General features: G+C 37.4%; 8 protein-coding genes. 1 reads left to right on the top strand and 7 read right to left on the bottom strand.

Features of this window, described 5'->3' with window-relative positions:
• Nucleotides 1-16 precede the first annotated feature (16 nt).
• The 4 genes from WMO38_RS00685 to WMO38_RS00670 form a co-directional block, all read right to left on the bottom strand.
• Nucleotides 17-1,612, bottom strand: a complete 1,596-nt coding sequence (locus WMO38_RS00685; RefSeq protein ID WP_349160987.1) for a peptide chain release factor 3 — start codon at nt 1,610-1,612, stop codon at nt 17-19.
• Between the two features lie 166 nt (nt 1,613-1,778).
• Complete coding sequence (locus tag WMO38_RS00680) at nt 1,779-2,039, bottom strand: hypothetical protein (RefSeq protein WP_021866983.1); 261 nt, start codon at nt 2,037-2,039, stop codon at nt 1,779-1,781.
• 93 nt (nt 2,040-2,132) lie between these two features.
• Complete coding sequence (gene addA, locus WMO38_RS00675) at nt 2,133-5,861, bottom strand: helicase-exonuclease AddAB subunit AddA (protein WP_349160985.1); 3,729 nt, start codon at nt 5,859-5,861, stop codon at nt 2,133-2,135.
• Nucleotides 5,842-9,135, bottom strand: a complete 3,294-nt coding sequence (locus tag WMO38_RS00670) for a PD-(D/E)XK nuclease family protein (protein WP_349160984.1) — start codon at nt 9,133-9,135, stop codon at nt 5,842-5,844. Before WMO38_RS00670 ends, addA begins: the two co-directional genes overlap by 20 nt.
• 72 nt (nt 9,136-9,207) lie before the next feature.
• Here WMO38_RS00670 and WMO38_RS00665 point away from each other — a divergent pair, with 72 nt between their 5' ends.
• Nucleotides 9,208-9,729: a hypothetical protein gene (locus tag WMO38_RS00665; protein WP_349160982.1), complete on the top strand. Its 522-nt coding sequence runs from the start codon at nt 9,208-9,210 to the stop codon at nt 9,727-9,729.
• 102 nt (nt 9,730-9,831) lie between these two features.
• On the opposite strand, the gene WMO38_RS00660 is transcribed toward WMO38_RS00665, so the two are convergent.
• The 3 genes from WMO38_RS00660 to purD all read right to left on the bottom strand — a co-directional run bounded on the left by WMO38_RS00660 (nt 9,832) and on the right by purD (nt 13,353).
• Nucleotides 9,832-10,599: a hypothetical protein gene (locus WMO38_RS00660; RefSeq protein ID WP_349160981.1), complete on the bottom strand. Its 768-nt coding sequence runs from the start codon at nt 10,597-10,599 to the stop codon at nt 9,832-9,834.
• 84 nt (nt 10,600-10,683) lie between these two features.
• Nucleotides 10,684-11,937, bottom strand: coding sequence for a histidine--tRNA ligase (gene hisS, locus WMO38_RS00655; RefSeq protein WP_349160979.1), 1,254 nt, complete (start codon nt 11,935-11,937; stop codon nt 10,684-10,686).
• A gap of 135 nt (nt 11,938-12,072) precedes the next feature.
• Entirely contained in the window at nt 12,073-13,353 is a 1,281-nt protein-coding gene (gene purD, locus WMO38_RS00650) for a phosphoribosylamine--glycine ligase (RefSeq protein WP_186836266.1), read from the bottom strand.
• Nucleotide 13,354: the final 1 nt, after the last annotated feature.

The raw sequence follows: 13,354 nt of genomic DNA, 5'->3' as shown, positions 1-13,354 counted from the left end.
TATCTTACGATAAAAACTAATTATTTTTACCGAACTCAGAAAGTTTAAGTCCTTCATTACGCTCTAATACCATATTAACACTCCAGCTGTTTACAAACAAGAGAAGCGGGTTATCTTTGAGGTCTTTAATCTTCTTCATATCTGAAGTACCAACAATTCTTGACATATTGATTTCTTCAGGATTTTCAATCCAGCGGATATGCTCATATGGAAGCGGTTCAAGCTTAATATCAACATTGTACTCGTTCTTTAATCTGTACTCTAATACTTCAAACTGAAGAACACCGACAACGCCAACAATAATCTCTTCCATTCCTGTATTGAACTCCTGGAAAATCTGAATTGCACCCTCCTGTGCAATCTGGCTGATACCTTTTATAAACTGTTTACGCTTCATCGTATCAATCTGGCGTACTCTCGCAAAATGTTCAGGTGCAAATGTCGGAATTCCTTCAAATGCAAACTTTTTATTGGAATTGCAGATTGTATCACCTATTGAGAAAATGCCCGGGTCAAATACACCGATAATATCACCGGCATATGCTTCCTCAACAATATGTCTTTCCTGTGCCATCATCTGCTGTGGCTGTGAAAGTCTTATCTTCTTGCCTCCCTGCACATGGAATGACTCCATGCCAGCCGTAAATTTGCCGGAACAGATTCTCATAAAAGCAATTCTGTCACGATGTGCTTTATTCATATTGGCCTGTATTTTGAATACAAATGCCGAAAAATCTTCCTTTACCGGATCAATAATTCCCTCAGAAGAATTTCTTGGAAGCGGAGGTGTTGTCATTTTAAGGAAATGCTGTAAAAATGTCTCAACGCCGAAATTAGTAAGTGCTGAACCAAAAAATACAGGTGTAAGATCACCGGCCTGCACTTTTTCGAGGTCAAATTCTGCACTTGCACCATCAAGAAGCTCTACATCTTCATTCAGCTTATCAAAAAAAGCTTGTCCAATTTCATCCTTTAAAGCAGCATCGTCTATGCTTATATTCTTAGTATCTACTTCTTTCTGACCATTCATTGCCGCCTTAAAAAGAGAAACTTCTCTCTCATTGCGGTCATAAACGCCCTTAAATTCCTTGCCGCATCCGATAGGCCAGTTGACAGGGCATGTGCTTATGCCGAGCACGCTCTCAATCTCATCAAGAAGTTCAAATGGGTCGTTTGCCTCTCTATCCATCTTATTAATAAATGTAAAAATAGGAATATGTCTCATTACACATACCTTGAAAAGCTTAATTGTCTGTTTCTCAACACCCTTTGATGCATCAATAACCATTACTGCTGAATCGGCAGCCATAAGTGTACGATAAGTATCTTCCGAGAAATCCTCATGTCCCGGAGTATCAAGAATATTAATGCAATATCCGCCATAATTAAACTGAAGAACAGAAGAAGTTACAGAAATACCTCTTTCTTTTTCTATCTCCATCCAGTCAGAAACTGCATGTTTTGCCGTCTTCTTGCCCTTTACAGAACCGGCAAGATTGATAGCACCACCATAGAGAAGAAACTTCTCTGTAAGTGTTGTCTTACCGGCATCCGGGTGGGATATGATTGCAAATGTACGTCTTTTTTCTATTTCACTTTTAATATCAGGCATTAAATTTTCCTCACTATAAATCTTTATAATAAAATATATTTTTACAAAGTATTCTATACTTTGATTATTTTCGTGCAGACACAGGCTTTGACCTGTCATCATAATAATCAGCAAGAAGCCTATGATGCGGCTGCATCACAGGCTTCTCACAACCGTCTTAAAAAGACTATCTGTTCATATTAAGTGCAAACTTATATGAAACCTCTGACTTATCATCAATTTTTCTGAATACATTAACTACGGTATTCATAACTTCAGTGAATTCATCTTCCTCAGCTTCAATACTTACAATCTGTCCATCATCCTTGATCTCAACAGACTTTGCTACTGTTTCATCTAAAATAGCTTTCTTTGCTGCTTCAACCTTTTCTGCATCTGTAAGCATTTTGCTCTTGCTCTTATACTTAACACTATAAGTTCTAACCATGATTCTATTCCTCCATGTAACTGATTTACGCACGAATACATATTGTATTATATATCAATATTATCAACAGGGCAACAATTATTTAACTAAAAATCATACATCTATTGCATATCCAAGCGTAAATGAATATATAATTTTTTCTTTTACATTTAATCCTGTAAGACGGCTTAATGCTTTTGCGTAATAATCAAGCTGTATACTGTAGCGGCTTCTGAGTTCCTCTTCGCCCTTTTTGCCTTTTAAAACTCTGTCTGTCTTATAATCGACTATTGTAATCTCATCATTTTCAACTATATACAAATCAATTACGCCCTGTATAAGCTGTCCAAATGCCTGGTCATTTTCATCAGTCATCTCGAACACAAAAGGCTGCTCACGCCAGACTTTGCCTGCCATTGACGCATTTTTTACACGTTTTCCTATCTGTGAAGTGCAAAATGCTGCGATATCCCGCACTTTTACGCATTGTTTCTGTGATTTGTCAATTTTTTCATCAGAAAGCATGTCTGCGATTTCACTTTTTATGGCATCAATCATTTCATCTTCATTATCAGGAAGTTTACCATAATCAATACATTCCATAATCCTGTGATATGCACTTCCCCTCCTGCTTCCTTTAAGAACCGCTTCTTCATCACTCATAAATGACGGAACAGGCTCATCATCTTCTTCTGTATCCGTAATACCTGCAATAGATTCATGCATCTGTGATTTTTCATCAAAATCCGAATCGTGCTGCATCTGTTTAAGTTCGGATACCGTAACTTTTGCTTTTCTTTCAGTATCATTTTCATACGGATATTCTGGAAGTTCCACAATTTCCTGATTTTGTGTTTCAAAATCCTCCTGTGGGTTTTCATCATAATCATTTTCTATCGATTCATCCGCCACAACAGCAGCATCTGTCTGTGTGACATCATCTGTCTGCACAAAGTCATCCATATATGAAGCCCCGCTTGTATCAAAAAAGTCCTGCGGTTTACCAAATGTGACAAAAAATCTTCCATTATTAACACTCTCATCCATGAGTGCCTGCGGCATTACCATATCAAAATAATTCTGGCATGACGCATCATCAGCATAGTCAAATATCCCTTTTTCAGCAAGAAATATGGATTTGCTATGCCATGTCTCTTCTGCCTTTCCTTCATCTTTTACAGTTCCTGTGATAAACAGTTTCTCTCTTGCTCTCGTCATCGCAACATAGAGAATTCTCATCTCTTCGCTTATATTATCACGGATAATCTTTTTAGAAACTGCACTCTTTATAATTGTCTGGCTCTTTGTTCTTTCTTTAACACGCACAACATTAGTACCTATTCCAAGTTCCCTGTCGATTACAACATCTCCGGCAGCATCTTTATTATTTATCTTTTTACCCATTCCCGTAAGAATAACAACAGGAAACTCAAGGCCTTTGCTCTTATGGATACTCATTACACGCACAAGATTATCATTTTCGCCAAGCAGCGACGCTTCACCTATCTCGACTTCAAATTTTTTCATACGCTCTATGTATCTTAAAAAGTTAAATAATCCACTGTAACTTGTCTTTTCAAACTGTGCAGCCCTGTAAAGAAGCATATCAAGATTTGCCTGCCTTCTCTCCCCGGCCGGCATTGTCTTTACATAATCATAGTATCCTGTGTTGTAAATAACATCCCACAAAAGGTCATACACAGACATAATCTCACTTTTTACCCTGTATGAGTTAAGAAGTTTAAGGAATTTCGCAACCTTTTCATTATTTTCCAATGATGTAAGCTGATTATAAAGTCTTGTCTTTTTATCAGTCTGCCTTATAGTGGCAAGTTCTGTCGTATCAAATCTTCCAAAATACGAAAGCATAACAGCCGACAGTGGTATATCCTGAAGCGGATTATCAATTACTGTAAGAAAACTTACTAAAATCTGTATTTCCCTTACACTGAAATATCCCTGTGATGTGTCAGAATATGCCGGAATATCCCTGCTCATAAGCGTATTGACAAAACTTTGTGCCCATCCGGAAACAGTTCTTGTAAGAATAACAATATCACTGTATCTTAAAGGTCTGTATCCACCATCAGCATTTTTATCATACACCATATATACTCTGCCATTTTTGCGGTTCATAAGATTTTCTATAATATCAGCAACAGCTCCCGCCTCAGTCTCATGGCTGCCCGAATCCGTATCATCATCAGATTCAAAAGCATATATTTCTGTCTTATCATCCATGCCAAAATTCATTGTCGTATATTTTTTTGCATTAATAATAACATCAGGCGGACACTCGGGATATACAAGTCCTGTATTAAGCCTTACTTCATCATTGTATGCCATGCCGCAGTATGATTCATTCATAAGCCTGTAAAATACATCATTCGTACACTCGAGTACATTCCTGCGGCTTCTGAAATTAGTCTGAAGCTCTATTTTTACTGCATCTAAAGATTCCGCAGAATCAGTCTGTAAATCGCTGTTATATACATCATACGAATTATATTTTTCAATAAAAAGTTCCGGACATGCCATTCTGAACTTATAGATACTCTGCTTGACATCACCTACCATATAAATGTTTTGTCCATCTTTTGAAACAGCTGTAAGAATCACTTCCTGCAAAAGATTACTGTCCTGATATTCATCAATAAGTATTTCCTCATAAAAGCCGGCAAGCGTCTTAGCCGCATCAGTTCGGATTTTCTGTCCGTTTTCACGTTTTATAAGAATATTTAGAGCCATGTGTTCCATATCATTAAAATCAATAACATTTCTTCTCTTCTTTTCCCCGCTCATCCTCTGCGAAAATTCAAGAGCAAGATGAACCATCATTCTCACTGCCGGAGTGTTATCCACGATATCCTTATAAATCTTATTAATATCCCCCGTTATCAGCTTTCCTTTAACATCTTTTGTCAGGAAATTCTTAAAATTATCCCTTTCCTGTTTCACATAATTCTTCTTTTCTTCATCAACACCTTTACTGCATCTTCCGATATTTCCAAATGAAGAAAGATTTATCCTTTTTACAAGCATCTCAAAATTTTCAGAATTGATAAGCATCTTTATAAGCTGATGGTCTTCGCTTACTGTCGCAAGATAGCCTGCAGGTCCATCCGGACTCTGACATATTTTTTCAAGCTTATCAAATATACCGTCAAAATCTTCAAGACTTTTCTTTAAATCATTAAATAAATATTGTATACAAGGATTGGAGTCCATTGATTTTTCTGTCACAAGATAATTTTCAAGACATTCCTCATACCACTCATCTTCCCACGGACAGCTTCTTGCCGCATTATATATTTTCATTATAATATCAACAATTTTAGAATCATCCCTGCCTGTTCCGTAAGCATCGACAAACTGAAGAAAATCTTCATTTCCAGAAGAATAGTATTCTTCAAGCATATCATCCATGACATCATTTTCAAGGAGCTTGATTTCGCCATCATCCGCAGTACGAAATCCCGGGTCAACATCAATATCCGAGAAATAATTTCTCACAATATTAAGACAGAAGCTGTCAATAGTTGTTATCTTTGCATTATGTATAAGTGACTGCTGCCTTATGATATTTTCATTTCCCGGACTGCTCTCAAGGATATTATCAAGTGCTTCACGGATTCTCTGCCTCATCTCGGCTGCTGCCGCTTTTGTAAATGTAACAACAACAAGCCTGTCTATATCGACAGGATGATTTTCATCTGTAATTTTTTTTATTATACGTTCAACTAATACAGCTGTTTTTCCTGAGCCTGCGGCGGCAGCCACAAGTGAACTTCTGCCCGAAACGTAAATGGCCTGTTTTTGTTTATCAGTCCAGTTTGCTGCCATCCTCGTCAACTCCTTCCTTTATATTTTCCCAAAGCTGTGCATCATCGAATTTCTGAATCTGCCTGAACTTTATATTACCAAGATTTTGTGAAAATCCGCACACCTCATTATACGGACAATATGAACATGAGCTGTAATTGCCATCTTTATACGGATTTATCTTATCAGCTCCCGAATATATTTTTTTACCCACATCAGAAGTTTTCTTTGCAATATAATTATCAAGTGAAATAAACTGATCCGTATTTAAAATATGGCTTCGTGAATCAATTGTGCCATCCTTTTTGTAACTTACAGGAATAACATCAGATTTTTTCACATCAGAACTATCCATATTTTTAATTATGTTACCGTCACAGTTGACAACACCTTTCATTGCAAGTGCTTCAAATATCATCTTTTCAACTGATGTCCCATCATCCGGCAAATCACTTGCCGTGCTGTCCAGTTCCACAATCGGATTGTCAATATTATAATACAAAAGTCCTGCCGGAATAATATTCTTGTCAGGGTGGCGTTTTTTCTCTATCTGCATTGCCGCACGCATATATACAACAAGCTGCATCTTTATTCCGTAATATGCTTTAAGCAGATCAAAATCAGATTTTCCTGACTTGTAATCGACAATTCTTACATAGACATTGTCATCATCCTCACAGATGTCAATTCTGTCTATCTTTCCTTTTATCACCATTCTTCCGGTATTTTCGCCGGACCTTATCTCATGTTCATCTATGATAAACGGCATCTCAAATACGTCAGGTGCAAATACACCTTTTTCAAGCTGCTTTCCGACAGCCCACAAAGTTCTGTCAGCGAGGTCTTCCATCCTTCTTATAAGAAATTCATTTCTTCCCGAATCTTTAAGGATTGTATCGGCATAATCCGCACTGATATTTCCAAGTGTCTCCGATACGAGCTTTCTTCTCTCCTCATCAGAAAGACTTGCTATCGGCTTTTTCTCATGCTTTAAATGTGAACTGATTCTTTCCAGCACACTGTGAAGCACAGTACCAAAATCTGCGACTTCAAATGTATACTTTTCACGTTCCTCAAGTCCCAGTCCATATCTTAGAAAATATGCAAACTGGCATGATGCAAATGTCTCAAATGATGAAACGCTTCCTGTAATTTCACCGCCAAACAGTGACGCTGCAATATTTTCACCAATCACTTTTATATAATTTTCATCACTGTATGCAATTTCCGCTTTCGGAATCTTTATATATGACATCTGCGATGTAAATTGTAATGCAGGATAAATACCTATCGACGGATACAACTTTCTTATATTTCTTATAAGATATGACGGCAGTCTGCCTTTTCCGTCATCACCCTTTGATGAATATGTTATATAAAGCCTGTCCGAAGCCTTTGTCAGTATCATATAAAGGTAGAATCGCTGAACAAAAGCCTTCTGCCTTGCACCGGGTGACAATGTCACATCTGCATTTTCAAGTACATCTCTGTCAGTCTCTGACAAAATCCCGGCTTTGTCATTTGATTTTGGTATAAGCCCATCATTTACACCGACAAAAAACATGACTTTTACATCATCAAGACGCGTTCTTTCTATATCACCGATAAGGACACAGTCTGATGACGGCGGTATAAGTCCGACTTTTATCTCAGCAAAGCCAGAATCAACAATCCTGTTAAATTCAGCTATTGCAATCTTTTCGGTACCAAGCAGTTCGACTATTTTATCAAGAAAATTGATAACTTTTTTATATAACTGCTCATACTCGGCTCCCGTATCTTCCATATCTGCGTATTCATTAATCTTTTTGTAACAATCAGACGCTTTTATAAACTCGTACAGCCCTCTTGCATAATCTTTTACAAGTGAATCTTTATCTTTTAATGCTTTCTCAAGTATCTCAAGCGGCTTCATAATATTTTCACGAAGTTCATTAAGATAATCAAGCGGATATGCACTTCTGCCTCTGCCTTTTTTTACCCATGTGCCATGCCACTGCTTTGAACCACGTATACCGACTGCAAGGCAGTAATTGTCAAGCAAATCAACATCTTCACGGCTTATTCCCGACATTCCCGAACGCAGATACCTGAACATCGAATCGTATGTAAAGCTCTTTTCAATTATTTCAAGTGCACTTCTTATATACTCGACAAATGGATTGTCGGTTACAGGCTTCTTGTTATCGACAAAACACGGAATCCTGTTCTGTCTGCATATATTTCCGGCAAGAATTCCATATGAAGCCATATCAGCCGAAACTATCGCTATATCTCGATATCTGTATCCTTCGTATCTTGTAAGCCTTAAAATCTCACTGATACAGTAATTCAGTTCCTCCTTTGGTGTCTGTGCAGTAATAATTTTTATATCTTCACATTTTTTGTTATATGACTGATTATTATTTCTGAAAATATTTTTTTCAAGAAAAGCTATCTCATCCGAAACAAATCTCGGATTTTTTTCATTGTCAAGTATTATAGGATTTAACACGTCAACATGTATTGCATCGCATATTCTATAAAGCTTTGATACCATCTCTTTACTCATAAAGAAAAGCTGCTGTATCCCCTCATTGACATTAAGTTTTTCTCTTGAATCTGCCGTCACTGAAACTGTAACTTTACCTGAATATATAAGAAGAAGTTCAATAAGTCTGTACTGTATCGGTGTAAATCCTGTAAATCCGTCAAGTATAATCTCGCTTCTTTTTATGTTTTCCGAACGGTCAATAACACTGCAAAGAACAGATAATATCTCTTCTGAAGTTATATAATTATCAGCCAGATATTCTTTAAATGCAGAATATACAACCGAAATGTCATCAAGCTTGGCTGAAAGCTGTCTGCTGTCTTCCACTCTTTCCCGAATCTCACCAAGTCTTTTTACGTCTATATCATATTGAAGAAATTCCGATATAACCGACTTTAATTCTGAGACAAATCCCGTCTTGTTGATATTGCTGCCAAAATATCTCAGCTTATCCCTGTTATCGCCAAGGACTTTACGGACAATAAGATTTTTACCTGTATCGTCAAGAACCGGATGATTCTGTCCGCCTATTTCTTCAAAAACCTTATAAGAAAGACGCTCAAAACTCACAACATCTATATTAAGAATTCCTTTTCGCGGATGGCTCTCAACAAGCTTCTTCTGTGTTGCCATCGTATACTGTTCAGGAACTACGACAATATAGTTTTTTTCAGGATATTTCATGGATTTCTCAATTACATCCGAGTATATATATGTTGATTTTCCTGCCCCCGAACCACCTGCTACAATCTGAAGTGACATTTTACTTCCTCCATTCATATTTCATACTGATTCCGCATATCTTTATAATAACAAAAAACGAGGTAAATGACTATGAATTCTCAGACAAAAATTGTTGTAATCCGTATGAAATGGCTTATCATTGCCGTTATTGCCGCAATTGTCCTTATCGCCGGCATTGTATTATATTTCAATATGGGAAAAAATGATTCCGGCTCATCATCCGGCAATGCCAGGATGACATCTACCGATGTAAAATCCGCTGCGGATACTGATTCCTCAGATGTCAGGAATTCTACATACAAAAATTCACCGGTAACCTACACGCCCGGTGTATACACTGCTTCTATTATGCTTGATGGAAATCCTGTAGATATAAAAGTAACTCTTGATAAAAATAATATTAATAATATAGAGCTTGTCAATCTGTCTGACAGCGTAACAACAATGTATCCTATGTTAAATGATAATTTTGAAGAAATCGCTTCTGCCGTAAAAATAAACGGAAGCACGCAGAATATAACTTACAGTGCCGACAGCAAATACACTTCAAGCATGATTCTCTCCGGCATAAAAACCGCCCTTGACAAAGCTGTTGTAACAGGGGCGAAATAAATTAACAAACAGTGCTGCCGCATATCTAAAGACTAATGTCCTTTAATATGCGGCAGCACTGTTTTACCTATCTTAAAATTTTCTTATCTTAAAAATGTGGCACTATTTAAGCCTGTATTCATATTCGTCCCCGGTAATATACTCTTCTGTTTCAACGCCGACAAAACATCTGATATAAAACTTATTCTTTTTCTTATCTATAGTCATGCTGTTCACGTTATATTTCACAGTCTGATTTTTATACCGCGAATTCACTTTTTCATCTATAAATTTCTCTATGTCAGACCTATCTGCATTGACTGTAAGATTATCAAATATCCCCTGACGACTGCCTGTGTATGATTTTATCTTTCCGTCTCTGTCAATCGCAATACTTAACGTATCATTAGTATTAAATCCGTTAATACTCTTCACAAACGAGAATTGGCACACCCCATATGAAGTAAATGTTTCGGAAGTAATTAACTCATATTGTGAAATTCTGCTCTTATCGATAATCAATTCTTCAAAAACAGTTTTCGCTTTCTGTCCCAAAGAATATATCAATGCTTCATCACTGTCATCAGACGGATTTATTTCAGCCGCATCATAACCCGGAAAATCAGCTCCTCCGCCGACATCGTAATATCCCGTCAATTTTCCGTTTCTGTCAAATATATAATCATTCCCCGCAGAATCTTTATACACAACAGATATAATTCCATTATTACGTTTTTTTCTTTCGTACTTTAATGACACTTCATTGTTTAAAAAATATATTGTCTTCTTAGGCGGTACAATCCCCCATATCAGAAAGTTAATTAAAAAATATACAATGACTATGCTCAATACACATATTATAATAATTATATTTTTCTTTTTTCTGCCCATTTAACCCTCCATAATATTTCATCTTTTGTTCTTTACTTCTCAAGCTCACCTGTTTTCATGTCTTACATGCTATTTATGCCCTGCTTACTTCTCAAACATGCTCACTTCTTCGCTCACGCCGACATTAAGGAATCCGTCGTAACCGCGTTCTTCAAGTTTGTTAAGGAACTTGCCGAGTTTTTTAGGCTTGATGTATAATGACGCGATTTTCCCCTGTGCTCTTAAAGCATCAGCCGCCTTGACAGCATCTTTTAACTGTCCGTCCTCATATACAACCGCAATCTTGTCGGCTCTCTGTTCAATACTGATTCCGTTATTCATAAGAATTCCGAATATTCTCTCAAAACCGATTGAGAAACCTACAGCAGGAATATCTTCATTGAGGAATTTGCCGATAAGGTGGTCGTATCTTCCACCGCCTGCAACAGCTCCCTTGAAATCAATACTCTCAACTTCAAATACTGTTCCTGTATAATATCCCTGTCCTCTTACAAGCGACAAATCAAATACAAGTTCAAACGCATTGCCTGTAAGTTCATTTACAGTGTCAATGATATGTTCAAGGCTTTCTGCCGGAGTTTTGTCCTCAAGACGTGATTTTAAGCTTTCAAGAGTAAAATCGCCCTCTGATAAGAACTTTTCAAAGTTATCGACAGCATCCTTTGCAAAACCCTTTTCTGTAAGTTCTTCAACAACTCCCGTAAGACCGATTTTGTCCATTTTATCGAATGTGATACATACACTGTCCAAATCATTTTCAGCAAATCCAAATGACTGAAGAACAGCACGTAAAAGTCTTCTGTCATTTAACTTAACCTTATAATTTTTAAGACCGATTGCATCAAGAGCCTTTGTTGTTGTAAGAATAAGTTCAATCTCCGAATCCGTAGACTCTGAACCGATAATATCAATATCGCACTGAATAAACTCACGAAGTCTTCCCTTCTGAGGTCTCTCGGCTCTGTATACACGGTCAATCTGTATACACTTCATCGGAAGTGTAAGCTTATCTTTGTTGTTGGCATAATAACGGCTCAACGGAAGTGTAAGGTCATATCTTAAACCCATATCCGCAAGTTCGTTTTCATTTGCAGCAGTAACTCCTGAAGCAAGTGCTTTGTCAAGCTTATCTCCTCGCTTCATAATCTTAAATATAAGATTAAGATTCTCACCACCGTCGCTCTTATCAAGATTTTCAATATCTTCTATTGCAGGTGTAATGATATGTTCAAAACCATTTTCCTTATATACACTAAGAATTCTTTCCTGAAGATAATCACGAATCTCCACTTCGTTAGGAAGATAATCGTTAGTTCCCTTTACTGATGTAATTTTCATTTTCAAACTTTCCTTTTACTTAATAATAATTTAAAATTGTGGCACTTACTGCCAAAAACCGGTGTTACGATAACGCAGCCTCTTATTTATACAATATGAGAAGCACACACATATGGGCATGCTTCTCATAATATCTTAAACGTCTGCTTCGTCTATAGCTTTTCCTATATCGTGACGCATATATTTGTTTGCAAAATCAACCCATTCCGTAGCACGGTACGCGTTCGCACGGGCTTCTTTTAAATCTTTGCCAAGTGCTGTAACACCGAGTACACGTCCGCCATTAGTTACAACTTTGCCCTCTTCATTAAACTTTGTTCCTGCATGGAAAAGGAAATATCCTTCATCATCATGGAATTTATCCATACCTGTAATCTCAAATCCTTTTTCATAAGAAAGAGGGTATCCGTCAGAAGCAAGAACAACACATACACATGCATTGTCTTCAAACTGAAGGTCAATCTTATCAAGTGTTCCGTCGATGCAGGCCTCAAATACATCAATTATATCATTCTTCATTCTCGGAAGAACAACCTGTGCTTCAGGGTCACCGAAACGTGCATTGTACTCAAGGACTCTTGGTCCCTTAGGTGTAAGCATAAGTCCGAAGAAAATAACACCCTTGAATGGCCTTCCTTCTGCTTTCATGGCATCAACCGTAGGCTGGTATACATATTTCTGACAGAAATCATCAACTTCCTTTGTATAGAAAGGACTCGGTGAAAAGTTACCCATACCGCCTGTGTTAAGCCCCTGATCGCCATCTTTTGCTCTCTTGTGATCCTGTGCAGATGACATAATCTTAATTGTATTGCCATCAACAAATGATAAAACTGATACCTCACGGCCAGTCATAAATTCTTCTATAACAATAGTATTTCCAGCTGAGCCAAATTTCTTATCAAGCATAAGCTCATCAACACCAGCAAGTGCCTCTTCCTTTGTAGGACAGATAAGAACGCCTTTTCCAAGTGCAAGTCCGTCTGCTTTTAATACGATAGGATACTCAGCATTTTCAAGATATGCCTTTGCATCATCAGCTGATGTAAATGTCTCATATGCAGCTGTAGGAATGTTATATTTTTTCATCAAATCTTTTGAAAATGCCTTTGAGCCTTCAAGGATAGCCGCATTCTTTCTCGGTCCGAATACTCTTAATCCCTCAGCTTCAAACACATCGACAATACCGCCGACAAGCGGGTCATCCATACCAATTACTGTTAAATCAATATTTTTTTCTTTAGCAAATGCAACAAGCTTATCGAATTCCATCGCCTTGATGTCAACACATTCAGCGATCTGTGAAATTCCTGCATTACCCGGAGCACAATATATCTTATCAACCTTAGGACTCTGTGAAATCTTCCAGCAGATAGCATGTTCACGTCCGCCGCTTCCAACTACAAGTACTTTCATA

It is taken from the genome of Lachnospira hominis (ex Hitch et al. 2025) (assembly GCF_040096395.1).
Lineage (GTDB): Bacteria > Bacillota > Clostridia > Lachnospirales > Lachnospiraceae > Lachnospira > Lachnospira hominis.
This window is presented reverse-complemented; position numbering and strand designations above follow the sequence as displayed.